General features: G+C 72.6%; 19 protein-coding genes. 10 read left to right on the forward strand and 9 right to left on the reverse strand.

The annotated features are described in order from the left end of the window. The 3 genes from IEY98_RS09800 to IEY98_RS09810 all read right to left on the reverse strand — a co-directional run bounded on the left by IEY98_RS09800 (window position 1) and on the right by IEY98_RS09810 (window position 5,588). Window positions 1-612, reverse strand: a complete 612-nt coding sequence (locus IEY98_RS09800; protein WP_189209887.1) for a class I SAM-dependent DNA methyltransferase — start codon at window positions 610-612, stop codon at window positions 1-3. Between the two features lie 82 nt (window positions 613-694). Next, a complete protein-coding gene (locus IEY98_RS09805; RefSeq protein WP_189209888.1) occupies window positions 695-4,777 on the reverse strand; it encodes a LamG-like jellyroll fold domain-containing protein in 4,083 nt (1,360 codons plus the stop codon). Window positions 4,778-4,868: 91 nt separating this feature from the next. Next, window positions 4,869-5,588, reverse strand: coding sequence for an FAD-binding oxidoreductase (locus IEY98_RS09810; RefSeq protein ID WP_189209889.1), 720 nt, complete (start codon window positions 5,586-5,588; stop codon window positions 4,869-4,871). Window positions 5,589-5,812: 224 nt separating this feature from the next. Here IEY98_RS09810 and IEY98_RS09815 point away from each other — a divergent pair, with 224 nt between their 5' ends. After that, a complete protein-coding gene (locus IEY98_RS09815; RefSeq protein WP_229786708.1) occupies window positions 5,813-7,225 on the forward strand; it encodes a serine/threonine-protein kinase in 1,413 nt (470 codons plus the stop codon). Between the two features lie 797 nt (window positions 7,226-8,022). Further along, window positions 8,023-9,390 carry a WS/DGAT/MGAT family O-acyltransferase gene (locus tag IEY98_RS09820; protein ID WP_189209891.1) on the forward strand — a complete coding sequence of 456 codons (1,368 nt, stop codon included), beginning with the start codon at window positions 8,023-8,025 and terminating at the stop codon, window positions 9,388-9,390. A gap of 51 nt (window positions 9,391-9,441) precedes the next feature. Here IEY98_RS09820 and IEY98_RS09825 read toward each other — a convergent pair whose 3' ends face one another. After that, entirely contained in the window at window positions 9,442-9,642 is a 201-nt protein-coding gene (locus tag IEY98_RS09825) for a DUF5302 domain-containing protein (RefSeq protein ID WP_189209892.1), read from the reverse strand. Window positions 9,643-9,709: 67 nt separating this feature from the next. After that, window positions 9,710-10,129, reverse strand: a complete 420-nt coding sequence (locus IEY98_RS09830) for an SRPBCC family protein (protein WP_189209893.1) — start codon at window positions 10,127-10,129, stop codon at window positions 9,710-9,712. Between the two features lie 73 nt (window positions 10,130-10,202). Here IEY98_RS09830 and IEY98_RS09835 point away from each other — a divergent pair, with 73 nt between their 5' ends. The 5 genes from IEY98_RS09835 (at window position 10,203) to IEY98_RS09855 (ending at window position 14,326) form a co-directional block, all read left to right on the forward strand. After that, window positions 10,203-10,703 carry a hypothetical protein gene (locus tag IEY98_RS09835; protein WP_189209894.1) on the forward strand — a complete coding sequence of 167 codons (501 nt, stop codon included), beginning with the start codon at window positions 10,203-10,205 and terminating at the stop codon, window positions 10,701-10,703. Between the two features lie 46 nt (window positions 10,704-10,749). Next, window positions 10,750-11,043, forward strand: a complete 294-nt coding sequence (locus IEY98_RS09840; RefSeq protein ID WP_189209895.1) for a hypothetical protein — start codon at window positions 10,750-10,752, stop codon at window positions 11,041-11,043. Window positions 11,044-11,107: 64 nt separating this feature from the next. Beyond that, on the forward strand, window positions 11,108-12,067 hold the full coding sequence (locus IEY98_RS09845; protein ID WP_189209896.1) for a LysR family transcriptional regulator: 960 nt from the start codon (window positions 11,108-11,110) through the stop codon (window positions 12,065-12,067). 56 nt (window positions 12,068-12,123) lie between these two features. Further along, a complete protein-coding gene (locus IEY98_RS09850; RefSeq protein WP_189209897.1) occupies window positions 12,124-12,792 on the forward strand; it encodes an XRE family transcriptional regulator in 669 nt (222 codons plus the stop codon). A 373-nt stretch (window positions 12,793-13,165) separates the two neighbouring features. Beyond that, the gene (locus IEY98_RS09855; protein WP_229786709.1) at window positions 13,166-14,326 is read left to right on the forward strand and encodes a beta-1,3-glucanase family protein; all 1,161 of its coding nucleotides are present in this window, start codon (window positions 13,166-13,168) and stop codon (window positions 14,324-14,326) included. On the opposite strand, the gene IEY98_RS09860 is transcribed toward IEY98_RS09855, so the two are convergent. The 3 genes from IEY98_RS09860 to IEY98_RS09870 form a co-directional block, all read right to left on the reverse strand. Continuing rightward, entirely contained in the window at window positions 14,323-15,141 is an 819-nt protein-coding gene (locus tag IEY98_RS09860; protein ID WP_189209898.1) for a hypothetical protein, read from the reverse strand. The genes IEY98_RS09855 and IEY98_RS09860 overlap by 4 nt on opposite strands. A gap of 190 nt (window positions 15,142-15,331) precedes the next feature. After that, window positions 15,332-16,045: an SMP-30/gluconolactonase/LRE family protein gene (locus IEY98_RS09865; protein WP_189209899.1), complete on the reverse strand. Its 714-nt coding sequence runs from the start codon at window positions 16,043-16,045 to the stop codon at window positions 15,332-15,334. A 58-nt stretch (window positions 16,046-16,103) separates the two neighbouring features. Continuing rightward, window positions 16,104-16,538, reverse strand: a complete 435-nt coding sequence (locus IEY98_RS09870) for an HIT family protein (RefSeq protein ID WP_229786710.1) — start codon at window positions 16,536-16,538, stop codon at window positions 16,104-16,106. 41 nt (window positions 16,539-16,579) lie between these two features. On the opposite strand from IEY98_RS09870, the gene IEY98_RS09875 reads away from it, so the two are divergent. The 3 genes from IEY98_RS09875 to IEY98_RS09885 all read left to right on the forward strand — a co-directional run bounded on the left by IEY98_RS09875 (window position 16,580) and on the right by IEY98_RS09885 (window position 19,152). Further along, window positions 16,580-17,203: a TetR/AcrR family transcriptional regulator gene (locus IEY98_RS09875; RefSeq protein ID WP_189209900.1), complete on the forward strand. Its 624-nt coding sequence runs from the start codon at window positions 16,580-16,582 to the stop codon at window positions 17,201-17,203. A gap of 280 nt (window positions 17,204-17,483) precedes the next feature. Next, complete coding sequence (locus tag IEY98_RS09880) at window positions 17,484-18,635, forward strand: trans-sulfuration enzyme family protein (RefSeq protein WP_189209901.1); 1,152 nt, start codon at window positions 17,484-17,486, stop codon at window positions 18,633-18,635. Window positions 18,636-18,678: 43 nt separating this feature from the next. After that, entirely contained in the window at window positions 18,679-19,152 is a 474-nt protein-coding gene (locus IEY98_RS09885; protein ID WP_189209902.1) for an Lrp/AsnC family transcriptional regulator, read from the forward strand. 48 nt (window positions 19,153-19,200) lie between these two features. Here IEY98_RS09885 and IEY98_RS09890 read toward each other — a convergent pair whose 3' ends face one another. Further along, window positions 19,201-19,815: an LPXTG cell wall anchor domain-containing protein gene (locus tag IEY98_RS09890; RefSeq protein WP_189209903.1), complete on the reverse strand. Its 615-nt coding sequence runs from the start codon at window positions 19,813-19,815 to the stop codon at window positions 19,201-19,203. Between the last annotated feature and the right edge of the window lie 28 nt (window positions 19,816-19,843).

A 19,843-nucleotide genomic window follows, 5' to 3' on the forward strand; every position in this document is an offset into this window, starting at 1 on the left:
TCAGGCCGCGCTCGCGCGCAGGTACAGCTGGACCTCCACCCGTCCCGGCTCGGCGACGGCCTCGACGGCGTGGAGGCGGTCGACGGTGAAGCCCGCGTCCTCGACGGTCTGGCGCAGGGCCTCCGGGGGGTACGCCGAGACGGTCGTGGGGGCGCCGAGGAAGTTGACCGGGAAGGCGTCGAAGTCGCCCTGGACCATGCTGATCAGCAGCAGGCCCGGGCCGGTCAGGCGGGCGCGCAGGGAGCGCAGCGTGGCCTCGATGTCGGCCTTGGGCAGCATCAGCAGGGCGAAGAAGGCGACCGCGGCGTCGAACTCGCCGAGGTCGGACAGCTCGCGCAGGTCGCCGAGGCGGTAGTCGGCCCCGGGGGCCTGCTCGCGGGCCAGGTCGAGCATCACCGGGGACTCGTCGACGCCGACGACGGACATGCCCGCGTCGATGAGCTGCTTGGCGGTCGGCAGCCCGCTGCCGCACCCCAGGTCGAGCACCCGCGCGCCCGGCGGCAGGTGCTCGATGAGCCAGGCCACCTCGGCGATCTGGGTGTCTCGCTCGACGAACGACTCGTCGTAGCGGCGGCCGATGAGGTCGAAGGCGGGGCCCTGGTTGTCGCTCACGCGGCACAGCATGCCGGGGAGGGCAACGCCGGTCCAGTGGACACGGGGAGGGACACCGGAATGGCGTCCCTCCCCGCCGTGCTCACGCCACCGGGGTGGTCCGGTCCGCGGCGATCTCCGCGGCCGTGAGCGTCCGGTTGTAGACGCGCACGTCGTCCATCGCGCCCGCGAAGTACTCGCCCCACACCGCGTTGCCGCCCAGGCGCAGGGCGCCGGTCGACGTGGCCAGCGAGCCGCCGATGATCTCGGTCGACACCAGGACGCCGTCGACGTAGAGGCGCAGGGCCGACCCGTCGTAGGTCATCGCCAGGTGCGTCCACGTGGCGGTGGGCAGCGCCGACGGCCCGGTCACGGCGACGTCGACCGAGCCGACCCGGCCGTAGCCTGCCGGACGGCCCGCCGCGTTGTCGGAGTACAGCGCGTACGACAGCCCGCCCGCGCGCTCCTTCATCACGACCGTCCGCCAGTCCGCGCCACCCGTGGGCCGCACCCACGCCGAGACCGTCAGCGCCGTTGTCGCGCGCAGCGCGGGCGTGTCGGCCACGGTGACCATGTCGTCGACGCCGTCGAACGACAGCGCGCCGCCCGTGCGGCCCGCCACCCAGGCCGCCCCGGCGACGGCGCCGTGGTTGGCGTTGCCCGAGCGGTCGCCCAGCACGCTCCCGGCGCCCTCGTCGAAGTTGTACGACGCGACCGGCGCGCCCGGGGCCGGGCCGGTGTTGGACACCGTCACCGAGACGGCCGCCGACACCGCCGAGTTGCCCGCGTTGTCCCGCGCGCGGGCGGTGAGCGTGTACGCGCCGTTCGCCACCGTGCGGGTGTCCCACGAGACCGTGTACGGCGCGGACGTGTCCTCCCCGCCCAGCGGCTGGCCGTTGAGCAGGAACTGCACGCCCGCCACCCCGCTGCCGGAGTCCGACGCGGTGGCGGTCACCGACACCAGGCCCGAGATCGTCCCCGACGGCCCGGTCACCGCCACCGACGGCGCGGTCGTGTCGGCCGACACCACGGCGGTGGCCTCCGCCGACGGCGCGGACGCGTTGCCCCCGCCGTCGCGCGCGACCACGCGGTAGGCGTACGTGCCCGCGGCGAGCCCGGTGTCGGTGTGCGTCAGCCCGGTCACCGTGGCGATCCGGGTGGACGGCGACACCGTGAACCCGGGCGCGCCCCGGTGCACGTCGTAGCCGGTCACGCCCACGTCGTCGGTGGCCGCCGTCCACGACAGCGCCACCGTGCCCAGCCCGCCGGTCGCCGACGGCGCGCCCGGCGGGGACGGCGCCTTCGTGTCCGAGGACACCGGGGTGTCCCGGTCCGCCGCGATCTCCGCCGCCGACAGCGCGCGGTTGTAGACGCGGACGTCGTCCATCACGCCCGCGAAGTACTCGCCCCACACGGAGTTGCCACCCAACCGCAGCGCCGCAGCCGACACCGCCGCCGATCCGGTCTGCGCGACCGTCGCCACCAGGTTCCCGTTGACGTACAACCGCATCGCCGCGCCGTCGTAGGTGAACGCCACGTGCGACCACGAGCCGACCGGCAGCGCCGACGGCCCGGTCGCGGTCACGTCGTTGCCGATCGACAGATATCCCGACGGCCGGTCGAGGCCCGCGGCGTACAGCGCGTACGCCAGCCCGCCCTGCCGCTCCTTCATCACCGCGGTCCGCCAGCCGGAGGCCGACGCGGGCCGCAGCCACGCCGACAGCGTCATCCGGTCGGTCAGGTCCAGCGCCGCCGTGTCCGCCACCGTCACCCAGTCGTCCACGCCGTCGAAGGACAGCCCGCCGCCGTGGCGGCCCGCCGCCCACGCGGGGCCGGACAGCGTGCCGATGTGCCCGTGGCCGCTGCGGTCGGTCAGCGACCCGCCCGCGCCCTCGTCGAAAGCGTAGGCGGCGACCAGCGAGTCGTCCCCGGAGCCGGTGCGCTCGAAGACGGCGGTGAGGGTCGTGGTCCCCGCGCCGACGATGATGTCGTGCGCCCGCGCGCCGCCGTCCGACCATGACCGGAACGCGTAGGAGCCGCCCGCGAGCGTCTGGTCCTGCGGCACCGACAGGCTCATCCGCGAGCCCACGATCGCGGGCACGGTCAGCGGCGTCGGCCCGCTGGTGTCGCTCAGCGTCGCGGTCAGCCCCGGCGGGTCGGACCGGATCACGACCGTGCCGACCTTCGGGTCCAGCCGCCTGCTCACCGTGGCCGTGGCCCCGGAGGAGTCGCGGGCGGTCAGCCGTAGCTCCACATAGGACGGATAGTCGTGGTCGGGGCCGTCGAAGGTGCCCGAGGCCACGCCGTCGAAGCCGACGAGGTCGTGCTCGTGGCAGCCGCCGCCGGAGTCGCAGTGGTGCAGGATCGCCCGCCAGGACAGCGCCGACGCGGGCAGCGGCCCGTCCTCGGCGTCGGTGGCGGACCCGGCGAAGGCGATCGTGTCGCCCACGGCCCAGGTGAAGCCCGTGTCCGGCGTGCTGATCACCGGGGTCGGGGCGTGCGAGCCCGCGAGCACGCGGGTGCCCGCGTCGTCGGTGAGCCCGCCCGGGTCACGCGCCTGGACGCTCACGTCGTACGTGCCGGTGGCGGTGTAGGTGCGCGACGCGGTGACGCCGGTCGCGTCGTCGAACGCGCCGTCGCCGTCGAGGTCCCACGCGTAGGTGAGCGGGTCGCCGTTGGGGTCCGACGAGCCCGCCGCGCTGAACGACACCGTCAGCGGCACCGCGCCCTGGGCGGGCGTGGCGGTGACCGCGGCGATCGGCGCCTGGTTGCCCGTGCCGTACCGGAACCGCCGCACCTCGCCGAAGGCGATGTCGACGTAGTACAGGTCGCCGTTGGGGCCCGCGGTCAGGTCGACCGGGAAGACCTCCTGCTGGAACACCTGCCGGGTGGCCGGGTCCGGCACGCCGCCCGCGCCCGCGCGCATCGTCCAGATGCAGCGGCGGCTGTAGTCGCCGAAGAAGAACGCGCCGTCGTAGGTGTCCGGGTACGCCCCGCCCCGGTAGAACGCGGCGGCGGAGATCGAGGAGCCGCTGCCGGTGGAGCAGCCGTCGCCGGTGACGACCGACTGGCCGTGCCGGTAGGCGTAGTGCGGGTTGACGGTCGGCACCGTGCCCGTGCTGATCCGCTGGCACATCGTCAGCCCGATGTTGTACCCGGACTGCGCGGCCGTGCCCTCCTTGCAGGGCCACCCGAAGTTGTCCACCGTGCCGTCGGCCGGGTTGGCCAGCCGGTTGACCTCCTCCCAGGTGCTCCAGCCGACGTCGCCCAGCCACAGCTCGCCGGTGCCCGGGCGGAAGTCGAACCGGAACGGGTTGCGCAGGCCCGCGGCGACCACGCGGCGGGCGTTGGCGTCGGCGCTGCCCGCCATCGGGTTGCCGGGCGCGCCCGCGCCGGTGGCCGGGTCGACGCGGATGACGGTGCCGTCGAGGCCCATCGGGTCGCCCATGGTCTGCACGTCCTGCGCGCGCAGCGCCCCGCCCTCGGCGCTGGGCACCGTCTGCGTGCCGCCCACGCCGGTCGGCGGGTCGCCGCACGGGTTGCGCGGGCTGCCGTCCTGGCCGTAGTCGGCGAAGACGTACGAGGCGCCGTCGCCCGCGCTGGCGTAGAGGTAGCCGTCCGGGCCGAAGGCCAGCTCGCCCACCGAGTGGCTCGGGTACTGCTGGCACCAGTCCTCGACCAGCACCCGCTCGGCGCCCGCCGCGTCCAGAACGGACAGCCTGCCGGAGATCACGCAGCCGTCCCCGGTCTCCCCGGGCGGGTTGGGGCAGGAGTCGTTGCTCGCGCCGGGCGCGCCCCAGCGCGGCGCGGTCCCGCCGATCGCGGCGTCGTGGGAGTACAGCACGTACACCGACGGGTCGGCGGGGAAGTCCGGGGCCAGCGCCAGGCCCATGAGGCCGCGGTCGTGCTGGTTGTAGACGTTGGTCCGCAGGTCGGCGAACACCGACGGGGTCGGGTCGGACAGGCCGTCGAAGACCTTGACCAGGCCCGACTTCTCGGCCACGAACACCCGCCCGTCCGCGCCGAACTCCACGGCCATCGGCTGGGTCAGCCCGGAGAGCACGGTCTGCTGGGTGAATCCGGCTGGCAGGGCCGCCGCGGGCGTCGCGGCGAACGTGACAGCGGCGACGGGTAACAGGCCCGCCACGGTGAGTTGGACGGCAAGAGCCGCAAGGGACCGGCGCATTCTTCTCCCCTCGGCGGCTCGACACGCCGAGCCGCGACAAGCGGAGACTCGCGCGGGCGCGGGCGCGCGTTACCGTCGTGCGCCGTTCGGCCTAGCCTGCCCGGGAATCGAGGCGGTCGAACGGATTCGCCGCCAGGGAGGCGAACCGCTCCACGTGACGGCGCGATCGCGGGAAGTCCAGCTCCTTGAGCGCGTCGGTGACCGCGGCCATGAACGGCGCTGGCCCGCAGGTGAACGCGTCCGCGTCGGCGTGCGGCGCGGCCAGGTCGGCCAACTGCTCGACGGAGGGCAGCCCGCGCTCGCTCTCCAGCCAGTGCGTCACCGACAGCCGCGCGTTTCCGGCCGCCAGCGCGGCGAGCGCGTCGGCGAAGATCACCGACTCGGCGTCGCGGTTGGCGTAGACGAGGGTGATCCGCCCGGTCCCGGCGTGCAGCGCGGACTTGACGATCGACAGGATCGGCGTGATGCCGCTGCCGCCCGCGAACAGCAGCAGGTCGGCGTCGAGCGACTTCGGGGTGAACACGCCCATCGGCGGCAGCGCCTCGATGACCGCGCCCGCGCACGCGGTGTCGCACAGCAGGTTCGAGGCGTAGCCGTCCGGGGCGCGCTTCACCGTCACCTGGGGGCGCTCGCCGAGCAGCGGCGAACTCGACAGCGAGTAGCAGCGCGCCACCGATCCGGTGAGCTCGCTGGGCACGCGTAGAGTCAGGTACTGGCCCGGCAGGTAGTCGAGTTCGGCGTCGAAGACGATGGAGCTCGCCTGCGCGGTCTCGGTCACCACCTCGGCCACCGGCAGTCGCAGCGCGGACATCTCGGCACACCCCCCGTGATCGGACAACCCCCAGTGTGCCGTGCGCGTCCAGCCTTCACGTCCGTGCCAGTGCCCTCGTTAGTCGTTGGCACGCGCGTTCGATAATGTCGGGAGGGCCAGGTCGGGCCCTGGGGAACCGCTATCACGAGAGGTGCCTGGTCATCGAAACGGGTCAGCTGGTCGCCGGCAGATACCGCCTGTTGGAGACCATAGGCAGCGGCGCCATGGGCGTGGTCTGGCGCGCCCGCGACGAGCGGCTGGAGCGCGTGATCGCGATCAAGCAGCTGATCATCCGCCCCGGCCTCACCCCGGCCAAGACCGAGGAGGCGCGCAGGCGTGCCATGCGCGAGGCGCGCATCGCCGCGCGCCTGCACCACCGCAACGCCGTCGCCCTGCTCGACGTCGCCGAGCACGACGGCGACCCGTGCCTGGTGATGGAGTTCGTCAACGCCCGCAGCCTGTCCGCGGTGATCGCCGAGCGCGGCACGCTGCCGCCCGAGCAGGTCGCCGCGATCGGCTCGCAGGTCGCCGCCGCCCTCGCCGCCGCGCACGCGGCCGGGATCGTCCACCGCGACGTCAAGCCGGGCAACATCCTGCTCGACGACCAGGGCACGGTGAAGATCACCGACTTCGGCATCTCCAAGGCCACCGGCGACCACACGATCACCACCGACACCGGCGTCCTGGCGGGCACCCCCGCCTATCTCGCCCCCGAACTCGCCCGCGGCCAGCAGCCCACGACGGCGTCGGACGTCTTCTCCCTCGGCTCGACGCTGTACCACGCCCTGGAGGGCACCCCGCCGTTCGGCCTCAACCCGAACCCGCTGGCGCTGTTACACGCGGTGGCCAACGGTGACGTGAAACCCCCGCGCAACGGCGGGCAGCTCACCTCGGCCCTGATGACCCTGCTGCGCACGGACCCGGCAGAACGCCCGACGATGGACGAGGCCGCGACCACCCTCGCCGCCCCGACCGCCCCCATGGCGGTCCCGTCGCCGACCCTCCTGGAGCGCACGGTCCCGGCCCGCCGCCCCGCGCCCCCGGTCCAACAGCGCCCCGCGTCGCCGGTCCGCCAGCCCACCCCACCCGCCCCGGCCCCCACCCCGGCCGCGCCGCCCCCGCCCCGCCGCGGCGTCCTCATCGGCGCCGCCGCGGCAGTCGCCGTCCTAGCCGCCTCGGTCGTCCTGGTCCTCACCACCCAGGGCGACAAGACCACAGCCAACCCGAACACGGAAACCCGCACGGTCACGGTCAGCAACCCACCGACCGAGACGTCGACGACCCCGCCCTCCACCCCGAACGCAGGCGCGGCGCGCGTGACCAACTTCTCCGCCGCGGGCGAGGCGGTGATCGCCTTCTACCTCAGCAGCACTCCGGCCGCCCAGCGCTGGGCGCTGCTGACACCGAACGCCCAGGCGTACTTCGGCAGCAAGGCGGAGTTCGACACGTACTGGGCGCAGTACGACTATGTCGCATCCGAGGACGCCAACCAGGTCACCGTCAACGACGACGGCTCGGCGAACGTCCCCGTCACCGTCATCCTGACCAAGGACGACCAGGAGTCGTCCGACCGGTTCACGGTCCGGGTCGTCAACGTAGCGGGCAAGCACATGATCGATTCGGACCCGCGCGTCTGAACGGCGCCCCCCGCGCACGAATCTGCCCCGCCGAGGATTGCCCGGCGTCTGAACAGCGCGGGAAGCCGCAGAGAAGCAACACCGGCAGGCCGGAAGGTATCCCGACCGGCCTGCCGGAATCGTGCATGACTGCGCACCCACGATCGGCGGGTCAGGAATCCTACTTCCCGCCAGCGGCCGTCACAGGTCCCTCGACCGTAAGCCAGCACCAACTGACATAGCCGTTCACCCTGGTCCGCCGGTTGGCGCCGTACGACCATTGGTCGAAATAGGTCCCGGTACGCGTGCAGAGGTGGCGCTCACCGGTGATCTGGAACACCTGCGTCCAGCAGTCCCCGTCGTTGCCCCTGCCTATGACCTGGGAATTCGTGACACTTCTCGCGGACCGAATCGCGATGTTGGTGCCACCGAAGTCCAGTCCGGGATAGCACGGATTGGCTGCGGCTGATGACGATCCAGCACTTCCCTGTGTCGGTGACGCCGACATCGCGGGCGCGGCCGTGACAATGAGCGCGACGGTCGTCGCCGTTACCCCCAGCGATCTTTGGAGCATCGATCGAAAACTGGTCATTTCCCCCTGCTTTCAGCGAGTTCATGATCATCTTCGCGTTTCTTGCCTATGGTGTGCACCGCCGTTCGAGGGAAGAGAAGGCGGCCGGGCTTGAACCACGGGAAGACCCCGGCCCTGGGCGCGGGGGCGATCCCGCGGTGTCCTGCGATGTCCCCGGCACTCGATCGACTCGACCCGCGCGTCTGATCGATTGCGTTCGGCGGGCTGCGGTGAGAGCGTGGACGCCATGCCGTTGATGCCTGTGACCGACTCGATGTTCCTGCTGGGCGAGTCGCGGGAGCATCCGTTGCATGTGGGTGGGTTGCAGTTGTTCGAGCTGCCGCCCGGGGCCGAGCCGTCGTACGTCAACGACGTGCACAAGTCGTTGATCGAGGTCGGGGACCTGCATCCGCTGTTCCGGCGTCGGCCGCGCGGGCCGGTGAACTCGGTCGGGCAGATGGTGTGGACCAATGACGACCTGCTGGACCTGGAGTACCACGTCCGGCTGTCCGGGCTGCCGTCGCCGGGGCGGGTGCGGGAGCTGTTGGAGCTGGTGTCGCGGCTGCACGGCTCGCTGCTGGACCGGCACCGGCCGCTGTGGGAGTCGCACCTGATCGAGGGGGTGGAGGGCGGGCGCTTCGCCGTCTACACCAAGGTCCACCACGCGCTGCTCGACGGCGTCTCCGCGCTGCGCCTGATGCGCGACGCGCTCTCGACGGACCCGGACGAGCGCGGCATGCGCCCGCCGTGGGCCGCGGCCCCGCGCACCGACGCCACCGGCCGCCGCGCCGAGCCGGACCCGCTGGCCGGGCTGGCCAACGCCGCGCGGATCGTGCGGGACGTCGTCGGGCTGGGCCCGGCCGTCGTGCGCTACCTCAACCAGGCCTTCGCCGAGCAGGCCGCCACGCTGCCGTTCGAGGCGCCGCGCTCGATGCTCAACGGGCCGATCACCGGCGCGCGCCGCTTCGCCGCGCAGGGCTGGCCGCTGGAGCGCGTGCGCGCGGTCGGCGAGGCCGCCGACGCCACGGTCAACGACGTCATGCTCGCCATGTGCGCGGGCGCGCTGCGCGAGTACCTCGGCGAGCAGGGCGCGCTGCCGGACCGGCCGCTGGTCGCCGCCGTGCCGATCTCCCTGCGCGCCGACGAGACCGCCGACGGCGGCAACGCGATCGGCCTGATCCTGTGCACCCTGGCCACCGACCTCGCCGACGCGGGGGAGCGGCTGGTCGCCATCTCGGACTCCATGCAACGCGGCAAGGACTTCTACCGCGGCATGAGCCAGCTGCAGATCACCGCGCTCAGCGCGATCCCGTTCGCCCCGCTGGCCATCGCGCTGCTGCCGGGCGCGCTGCGGCTGACCCCGCCGTCGTTCAACCTGCTGATCTCGAACGTGCCCGGCCCCAAGCAGCCGCTGTACTGGAACGGCGCGAAGCTCGTCGGCGTATACCCGCTGTCGATCCCCTACGAGGGACAGGCGCTGAACATCACCGTCACCAGCTACGCGGGCAGTCTGGAATTCGGCCTCACCGGCTGCAGGCGCAGCGTCCCCCACCTGCAGCGGCTGCTGGGCCACCTCGACACGGCGCTGACCGACCTGGAGAAGGCGGTCCTGTAGACGATCGCGTCACGGCGGGCGCGGCTCGACCGAGCCCCGCCCGCCCGACGGTCAGCCGCTCTTGCGGCGGAACTGGCGCTTGCCCCCGACCTTGCCGTGCGCGTCGTGGACCTTGGAGCCGGTGTTGAGGTGCTTCTCGCCCTCGCTCGCCTTCGCGTTCTTGCGGGCCAGGGCCGCCTTGAACTGCTCACGCACGTCGGCGGGCTGGGCGTCGACCTCGGTTTCGGCGGTGGGTTCCGGTGTGTCGGCCATAGGGGACCTCCCGAGAGTCGCGGCTGTCGCCCCAGCCTGGCACGGACGGCGGAATCGGTCGACTCGTTTAGCCCTGTTCCGCGCGTGACTTGAGTCCCTCGCACTCCATGGCGAGGTACCGGTCGGTCAGGCCCGCGGTCAGCCTGCCGACGAGCGTGCCCAGCCAGCCCTCCTGCCGCAGCCGCAGCGACACCCTGGTGCCGTCGCCGTGCGGCTCCACGACGTGCTCGGCGGTCGTGCGGACGCCGGGACCGGTCGCCACCCAGGTCCAGGACCGGCCCTCGGTGAGCTCGGTCAGGGTCCACACCGTGGTCGGGAGTTTCGGCTGCTTGATGCGCACGCGCTTGCCGACGGCGAGCGGCGGCGGGTCGAGCGGGGTCGCCGAGGTCACCGAATTGGTCCAGTCCGGCCACTGCGCCACCCGGGTGAAGACGGACCAGACGTGGGCCGGATCGGCATCGATCAGGACGTCAGCGGTGAACTCCATGGCTCACAGCATAGGGACCGCGATGATCGTCTCCGGAGGACAACCACTATCCTCCCTGCGCGGAGGACTTACGGTGAACCTGCTCGACCACATCGCATCCGTGGCGGCGCTGGCGGGGCGCCCCTGGCACGATCACGCCGCGTTGGCGGCCGACGAGCACCTGCGCTTCGAGTGGTACCGCGACGCGGTGCCGCGGGACGAGACCGCCTTCCTCCGGCTGGTCCTGGCCGATCCCGACCAGGAGATGGCGATCGCCGCGGTGGTCGCCCGCATCGATGAGCGCGCCCGGTCCAGCGTGGACTTCCACGCCTGGGCCGACCGGATCGCGCCCGCCTGCGCGCACGTCGACTTCATCCGCCGCAGGCTCGCCGAGTGGCGGCTGCTGCTCGACGCGTTCGCGGGCAGACCCGTCGACTCCGCCGCCGTGCTCGCCGCGTCCGACTGGGCCCAGCGCAAACTGGCCGCCGTGGTCGACGGCGACCTGCTGGTGCTGCTGGCCGAGCACGGCAGGACCCGCCGCGTGCGGGCGCTGACCAGGGTCCCCCGACCGGCTCGCCCCCGAACGGCCCACTAGTCCTTGACGGTGTTACGGGCGACCAGGCCGCCGCGATGTGCAGCGCATGGCGCGAAGATCGCTGTTCCTGGTGCTGGCGCTGGCGGTGTCCTGCGCGGGCGAGGCCCGGGACGCGGGGAAGTGCACGGAGCACCGGTGCGAGATCACCGTCTCGGGCTCGCCGACGCTGGAGGTGCTGGACCGGCGGATCAAGGCGGTCGTCGCGGGCGGCGCGGTGCGGATCTCCGGCGCGGGCGTCGACGTGACGCTGAACCCCGGTGAGGCGGCGCTGGTCGACGGCGTGCGCGTCGAGGTGGGCTCGGTGACCGAGGGCACCGCCAAGCTGATCGTCACCGAGTGACCGGATACCGGACGGTAGCCGGGCTGGATCTTGGTCCATAGAGCCGGTCCATAACATGTGCCGCATGGAACTGGAGTTCCGACATCTGCGCGTCCTGATCGCGGTGGCGGACGAGGGCAGCATCACCCGGGCCGCCGCCGCGCTCGGGATGTCGCAGCCCTCGCTGACCGCGCAGGTGCAGCGCATCGAGCGCGCGCTGGGGGCGCCGCTGTTCGAGCGCGGGCGGGCGGGCGTCGTCCCGACCGGGTTCGGCCGCACGGTGCTGTCCAAGGCCCGGTCCGTGGTGAGCGAGATGGCGGGCCTGCAGAGCGTCGCACCGCCCGGGGCGGGCTCGACGGGCGGGGTGGAACTGCACCTGGGGTGCTACCCGGGGGCGCTGGCGTCGGCCGTGGTCCCGCGGCTGGTGGAGGCGCACGACGAGCCGCTGCGCGTGCACGTGCACAGCGACCCCAGCGCGGCGGACCTGCTCGCCAGGGTGCGGGCGGGCAGGCTGGACGCGGCGATCGTGGTGGAGCCGGTCGGGTTCGAGGTGACCCCGCCCGACGGGCTGCTGCGCGAGGTCGTCGTGCCGGTCGAGCCGAAGTTCGTCGCGCTGTGCGAGGACCACCCGCTGGCCGCGGAGGAGGAGGTCGACCTCGCCGCGCTCGCCGATGAGAACTGGGTCGTCGACCCGCACGTCGACGCGGGCCTCATCGCGGCGCTGCGCTGGGCGTGCGGCGAGGCCGGGTTCGAGCCGCGGATCACCCACGAGATCAGCGACGCCAGCTCCGCGCGCGAGTTCATCATCACCGGGCAGTGCGTCAGCATGGCGCAGCCGACCTCGTCGGAGGGGCGCGGCCTGGTCGTGCGGCCGATGCGCGGGGACCCCATCACCGCGCGGGTGGACCTGGCGTGGCGGCGGCCGCCCCCGCCGGTCGAGCCCGCCCTGCTGCGCAGGCTCATCGCCGAGTCGTACCTGGCACTGACGGTGCGCAACCCGAGTTACGCCCGGTGGTGGGCGGAGAACGGCGTTACGCTCACCTGAGGCGAACGCACAGCTGACCAATCCACGATGGACGGTTTCGCGAACCGGGAGTCCGCATGGGAGCCGAGTCCGACCCGAGCACACCGCTCGACCGGCGGCGGTGGGCGCGGACCGCGGCAGGTCTGCCCACGATCGGCGCGTCCGGGCCGGACCAGGCCGCGCCAGACGACGTGCTGAGCCAGGTCGACACCACCTGGGACGAGCGCCTCACCCGGCTCAGCCAGCACGACCGGGTGGCCGTGGGCCCCTCGCTGTCCGCGGTGTCACGGCAGGTGCTGCGCGCCGAGGCCGACGGCCCCGACCGGTGGGTGCTCATCATCCAGTCCGGCGATCCCGACCGCGCGGCGCCGCAGGTGCGGCCGCTGCGCAACTGCGTGCTCGGCCGCGTCGCCGAGGACGCCTCGGCCGGGCTGGTGGTCGTCGAGCTGCTGTTCGACCGCCCGCTGGCCCGGGGCGAGACGGTCATCACCGAGCACGAGCTGGTGAACGTGCCCGTGCTGGACGGCACCTACGAGCGCAAGTTCCGGCTGCCCGTGCGCGAGTTCGTGCTCGAGGTCGGGTTCGACCCCGAGCACCCGCCGGAGTTCTGCGAGCAGTACACGCGCGACGACCGGGGGATCGAGGACAGCAGGCCGGTCGCGCTGGACCGGGGCTGCTCGGTGCACGGGGTCGCGCTGAACTTCGGGCCGGGCAGCTACGGGTTCCGCTGGGGCGCCGCGAACTGAGTGCCGTTCACGGATTGGCCCGGCACTTCCCGGCCTGGTCGGGCGGCGTATTCGAGGCAGTTAACAGTTGTTATTGCCGAAGCGGTTGCCGGAGTGCGTGAGTTGCGGGGAATATGGGTGCCGGATGGTGCCTCAGGCCGTGCAGGGTCGGCCGCGGGGACAACACCGTCCGGTCTCACCGCAACGCGTCCGCGGCCGGGACACCGCGGACAGCGCCCTCGCACGGTGAGCGTTCGGGCCCCGGGTCGGCTTCACGCCGAACCCGGGGCCCTTTCTCATGCTCGGCGACCGAGTTTGTTGTGACCGTTGACAAATTCGTGGTGGTTTCTTCACCATGGTGTGAGAGCGCGCTCACACTGACAAGGGAGTCACCGTGTCGCTCACCCTGCGCATAGCCGCTGTCCTGTTGACCCTGCTCGGCGCGATCACCGTCCCGGTCGCGTCGGCCGCGCCACCGGCCGTGCTGCCGATGGTCGTGTCCAACGATTCCGGCCGGTCCGAGGCCGTCCACCTCTACCTGACCGGCGTCAACACCCAGACCGGGAGGCTGGGCTACGTGACCGCCGCCGGCGTGTTCACGCCGTGGCCCTCCGGCTCGATCCCGCCGTCGCCCGCCCCCGACGTCGCCATCCCGGGGCCCGGCCCGGGCGCGGCCACCACGCTGCGGGTGCCGCTGCACTTCTCCGGGCGGATGTATATGTCCTTCGGCGCCAAGCTGCGGTTCTTCCTCACCCCGACCGGCCTGGTCGAGCCCGCGCCGTGGGCGCCGGGCGATCCCAACCGTGACATCCTGTTCGACTGGAGCGAGTTCACCTACAACGGCTCCGGCCTGTGGCTCAACAGCTCCCAGGTCGACATGTTCTCCGTCCCGCACGCCGTCGAGGTGACGGCGTCGAACGGCCAGGTCAGGCGCACCGGGACGCTCGTGGCCGACGGGCGCGCCCGGATCTTCGGGGCGCTGCAGGGCGAGTGGGCCCGCCTCGTCCACCGGCGCTCCGACGGCTTCCCGCTGCGCGCGATCGCGCCGCGCAAGGGAATCGAGCTGGGCCTGTTCCCCGCGTCGTACTTCGCGCCGTACGTCGACAGCGTGTGGTCCGAGGGGCGGACGCTGGTGGTCGCGCCGTTCCAGCACAACCCGGCGGTGCGGTTCACCGGGCGCGTGTCCGGTGGCGTGCTGCACTTCACCGACGGCTCGGGCGCGCGGGTCGCGTCGTTCGGGCGGCCGCCGTCGAAGGACGTCTTCGGCTGCGACGGCGTCCTGCACGCGCCCAACGACCAGGTGGTCGGCCCGATCGCCCGGTCGCTGTGCGCGGACCTGAACCGCTCGACGCTGGGGCACCACCCCACGTCACCGGTCTGGACCGCCGCGGACTACTACACCCGCGCGATCACCAACCACTACTCGAAGGCCATGCACGCCAACATGGTCGACGGCCGCGCGTACGGCTTCGCCTTCGACGACGTCGGCGGCCACGAGTCCCTGGTGCACGCCCCGGACCCGCGCTCGGCCCGGATCGCGCTCACCCGGTTCTAGTCGCTCTCCTCCAGCTGCGGCCGCGCCTGGCGTTCGAGGTACACCTCGGTGCCGTGCGCGGCCGCGCTGAGCTGGGCGAAGGTCGGCAGCAGCTCGGCAGCCTCGCGCACCTGCTCGGGGTGGCGGGCCAGCCACCAGACGACGGCCTTGCCCGGGTCCGACAACACCTCGGAGGTGAGGTAGGCCCGGGCGGCCTGTTCCAGCTCGCGCTCGTGGTCGCGGATCTGCTTCTCCTTGCGCACGTCCTGCAGCCGCTTGAGCCGCTCGGCGTCCTCCGGCGGCACGGTCAGCCCGACGTCCTCGGCCCACGCGGTGATCTGCCCGGTCCGGTCGCTGAGGTGCGCGCCGAGTTCGGCGGCCAACCGGACCTGGACGCCGTCGGGATCGGCCGGCGAGCCCTGCACGGTCACCTGCCGCGCGCGCTCCAGGACGGCGTGCACGGCGAGCCCGCGCGGGTTGGCGTGCTGGGGGAGGGGGCCGTTGGGGCGCCAGCAGACGGTGCAGGAGAGCGTGAACCGGTAGTAGGGCTCGGCGCTGTCGACCGGGATGGCCGGGACGTGGTGCTCCTCCCGAGGCGGCGCCTCGGTCTCGGCGGCCTTCACCTGCTGCGCCCGCGCCGCCTCGACCCGCAGCGCGCGCTGCTCCCGCTGAAACCCGATCTGCCGCACGACGGCCACCGCCCCCGCCACGGACACGGCCAGCGCCACCAGCGTCACCCAGTCGGGAACGCTGAGCACCAGCCGCACCAGAAACGGCACCACGAGCGCGGCGGCCACCACGGCCGCAGGCGCCCACCATCGAGCGGCGTCATCCACACCGCCCTGATTACCTGCTGCGGGTCCGGACAGGTAGCCCCATCCGGCGCATTCCCTCAGTCAGTCGCCTCCCGTTGATCCGATCGGGTGCGGACGCCCGGAACGAACCCGCCGACGAGCGCTGACGTACTACGAAGATCGACGGAGGGGCGCGGTCATGCGGACGCCGGTTCGCGGTCAGCGGGGGCGATCACTCCGCGAAGCGCGTTGTCGGGTGGCCGCCGGTGCCTGTGTCGCAGGGGTGCAAGCCGGACGCGGTGGTCACCAGGAGGGTGGTGGTCGTGAAGCAGCAGCCCGTCGGCTCGGTGATCGGGATGGTCAGGCACGTCGGGCCTACGCAGCGGACCCCGTTCGGGACGGCGGCCCAGAGTTGGCCCGTGTGATCGACGGCCAGGGCGATGGCGATGTCGTCCGAGAGATGGGTGGGAGCGCCCAGGAGGCCGTTGGCGAGGTCGTAGGGGTGCGCGTCGATGCCCGTCGGGGTGGCGCGGTAGAGGGTGGTGGCGGAGGGGTGCCAGGTCAGGGCGAGGGTGGGGCCGGTGGCGGCCACGCGGAGGCGGCCGGAGAGGTCGGCGCGGAGCAGGGCGTCGGGGGTGGCCAGCCAGAGGCGGCCGCCGGGGTCGCAGGTCAGCAGGTCGGCCGCGGGCCACGGGGTGGGGGACTGCCTGCCGTCGCGGCGCAGGTGCACGACGCGGGACGGGGTGGCGACCAGCCAACCCGTGCGGCAGGGGAGGGCGCTCAGCGGGCGGTCGTCGAGGGCGTAGGCCGCCACCTGGCGGACGGCGCCCGCGGTGACGCGGCCGACGCGGAGGCGTTCGGCGGGCTGGTCGAGCCAGCAGAGCTCCAGCCCGCACCACACCGGCGCGCGGGCGGGTCCGGCGAGCGAGCGCGCCGTGGTCGTCATGGGCCACCCCCAACTGGTCCAAACCAATCTGGGGGATGGCGCGCCCGCGCGCAAGGGGTCAAAGGTCCGCGATCGCCGCCCGGATGCGCTCGGCGTAGGCCTCGGCGGGGTGCTCGTCGTCGTACTTGACCCTCGGGCCGAGCCAGAAGCGCAGCCCGTCGCGTCGGTTGCGCGGGATCACATGCAAGTGCATGTGTGGAACTGACTGGCTAACGACATTATTGAGCAGCACCATCGAGCCGTCCGAACTTGTTGCGATTTCGATGGCCCGCTCCAGGCGCTGTGCCGTGAGGAAGAAGTCGGCCACCCGATCGGCCGGGAGATCACTCATCCGGACCACGTGGATTTTGGGAACCAGCAGCGTATGGCCTCGGAAGAGCGGCCGATGGTCCAGGAAGGCGATCGTCCGATCATCCTCATGGACGACCGAGGCCCCCAGATCACCGCCGACGATTCGGCAGAACGCGCACGCGTCCGACACTTGTTTCGCCACCTGGCACTCCCATCCGAATCCACCTGGGCACAATGGTGCCCGTGACCGTTCCAGACACGCCGTACGAGGTGCGCCGGACGCCCACCCAATACCGTGCCAGCCGACGCATCGAGCGCATCCTCGACGCCGCGTCGCGCGTGGCGGCGGAGAAGGGGTTCTCGGGCACCACGACCGCGGACATCGCCAAAGCCGCCAAGGTGTCCATCGGCTCGGTCTACCGCTACTTCCCCGACAAGCTCGCGGTCATGAAAGCGGTGCACGGGCGCAACTCCGTGCGGTACCGAGAACTCGTGCGCGAGGCGACCAAGGAGCTCACCGACGCCGACTGGCGCGCCGCCGTCGACCGGTCCTTCGCGATCTACGTCGACATGTGCCGCACCGACGACGGGTTCCGCGCGGTGAGCAAGGCGGGCCTGGCCGCCACCGAGCTCGACGAGAACGGCGGCCCGGACGACCCGCTGGCCGACACGCTGTCCGACCTGCTGGTCGACCGGTTCGGCTTCGCCGACACCGTCGACCTGCGCACCGCGCTCCTGCAGTGCGTGACGGTCGGCGACGTGCTCACCCGGCTGGCCTTCCGCCTGGCGAACGCGGGCCACCAGGACACCCTCGCCAAGACGCACCGGATCATCGTCGACCTCGTCGCCGAACACGCGCCGGGATAGCGGGGGCGGGCGGGGCGGCGCCGCAGGGTCGGCCGATTTTTCCGACGCCGCCACGCCCGGCGGATTTGTTTCCGCGAGCAACAAAATAGTCACCCCGCGCGCGACGGGCGTACCGCCTTTCGGCCGCAGTCGAATTCCCTTCGATGGGAGCGCTCCCCGCGAGTGCTGAAACGAATTCGCGATGGTTCGGGAACGGTACGGCCGCACCGCGGTTCCGCGCCCGCGCCGCTGGCGGTTTCCCGGCCCCATCCTGGCGTCCCGACGACAACTGGAGACGCGGATGAGCCGGATCGCCACGCTCGCCGTGCACGCGGGCCGCGAAGACCTCGCTGGCCTGGGTGTGCACGTCCCCCCGATCGACCTGTCCACCACCAACCCGGTGCCCGACCTGGCCTCGGGCGCTGCCGCGTACGACGCGCTGGCCTCCGGCGGAGTCCCGCCCGCCGACGGCGGTCTGGTCTACCAGCGGCTGTGGAACCCGACCGTCGCCCGCTTCGAGGTCGCGCTGGCCCGCCTGGAGAGCGCCGAGGCCGCCGTCGCCTTCTCCTCCGGCATGGCCGCGCTGGCCGCCTGCCTGCTGGCCGCCAGGGCCGAGGGCACGCCGCATGTCGTCGCCGTCCGCCCGCTCTACGGCGGCTCCGACCACCTGCTGGCCACCGGACTGCTCGGCACCGAGGTCACCTGGACCGGCGCCGACGACGTCGCGGGCGCGATCCGCCCGGACACCGGCCTCGTCCTGCTGGAGACCCCGGCCAACCCGACGCTGGAGCTGGTCGACATCGCCGCCGTCGTCGCCCAGGCCGGCGCGGTGCCGGTGGTGGTCGACAACACCTTCGCCACGCCGGTCCTGCAGCGTCCGATCGAGCACGGCGCGGCCCTTGTACTCCATTCGGCCACCAAGTATCTGGGCGGGCACGGCGATGTGATCGGCGGCGTGGTCGCCACGTCCGAGGATTGGGCCGCTCGGCTGCGCCGCGTACGCGCTGTGACCGGAGGGCTACTGCACCCGTTGGCGGCCTACCTGTTGCACCGGGGTCTGCAGACGCTTCCGCTGCGGGTGCGCGAGCAGCAGCGCGTCGCGGCGTCGCTGGCCGGATGGCTCGCCGAACACCCGCTGGTCGAGCGCGTGCACTACCCTTCGGGGCCGCTGGTCGGCTCGCAGATGGCGGGCCCCGGCGCGATGGTCGCCTTCACCGTGGCAGGCGGATTCGAGGCCGCAGCCCGTACGGTGGAGCACGTGCGCCTGATCACACACGCGGTCTCCCTCGGGGGTGTGGACACCCTGATCCAGCACCCGGCGTCGCTCACCCACCGGCCGGTCGCCGACTGCGCCAAACCGGCGGCGGGGGTGTTGCGAATGTCGGTCGGCCTGGAAGATGAGCAGGACCTACGCGCAGACCTGGAGGCCTCACTGAAGGTTGCTCACGTCTGACGTAGATTCGGCCGGACGGGTCCGGGGGCGGAAAGAGAGCAGAATGGGCCAACCAGCCGAACTCGACTCCATCGACATCGCGATCCTCCGCGAGCTGCAGCGCGACGCCCGCCTGCAGAACAAGGAGCTCGCCTCGATCGTCGGAGTCGCGCCGTCCACGGCGCTGGAACGCGTGCGCTCGCTGCGCAGGCGCGGTGTGCTGACCGGTTTCCACGCCACGGTCAGCCTGGCGGCGCTGGGCAGGCCGATCAGCGCGCTGTTATCCGTGCGGGTCCGCCCGCACCGGCAGCGGGTGGTGGAGGCGTTCAAGTCCTTCGTGCTCGAACAACCGGAGACGGTCTCGCTGCTGCACGTGGCCGGGCCCGACGACTACCTGATCCAGGTCGCGGTGCCCGACACCACGCACCTGCAGCAACTGCTGATCAGCAGGCTGCTGAGCAGGCCGGAGGTCGTCTCGGTCAACACGCTGCTCGTGTTCGAGGCCATCGGGCAGCCGGTGCAGACCCCCATCCAGTGAGCGGTGGTCCCGCGCGGGACGGCGTCGCCCGCGCGGGACCCACGGCTCCTACTGCTGACCCGCCCTGCGGCGCACCAGGACCAGGGCGGCGACGCCGCCGACGAGCAGCAGCGCGCCCAGGCCCAGCGGCAGGGCGACGCTCGCGCCGGTGTCGGCCAGCTCGTCCTCCGACGGCGCGGGCGTGGTCGGGACCGCGGAGGGCGCGGGCCGGGTGGTCGAGGTCGTCTCCGGCGAGGTCTCCGTGGTCGGGGCGACCGTCGTGGTGGTCGTCTCCTCGGCGGTGGTCGTGGTGGGCGTGGTGGTCGGCACCACGCACGCCTTCTCCGACTCCGTCCTGGTGAACGTCCAGCCGCGCTTGCCGGAGGCGTCGTCGCCCGCGGTGACCGCGATGGTGAAGGTGTGGTCGACCTCGGCGGACACCGTCCACTTGTCCTCGAAGCGGGTGCCGAACTCCTCGTCGGCCAGCACGGTGTCGCCGTCGGTGACCTTGACCGTGTTGGTGACGCCGCCGCTGTAGGCCTCCAGGCGCACCGACAGGACGGTGCCGTCGGCGGTGCACTCGGCGGTGATGTAGGGCGTGTGCGCGGCGGCGACGCCCGCGAACACGGTGGTGGCGGTGGCCGCGAGGGTCGCGGCCGCCAGGAGGTGGGTGAGTTTGCCCAAGGCGGGCTCCTTCGGTGGGGACGCAGAT

Origin of the sequence: Actinokineospora fastidiosa (assembly GCF_014648415.1) — a bacterium.
GTDB classification, from domain to species: Bacteria; Actinomycetota; Actinomycetes; order Mycobacteriales; family Pseudonocardiaceae; genus Actinokineospora; species Actinokineospora fastidiosa.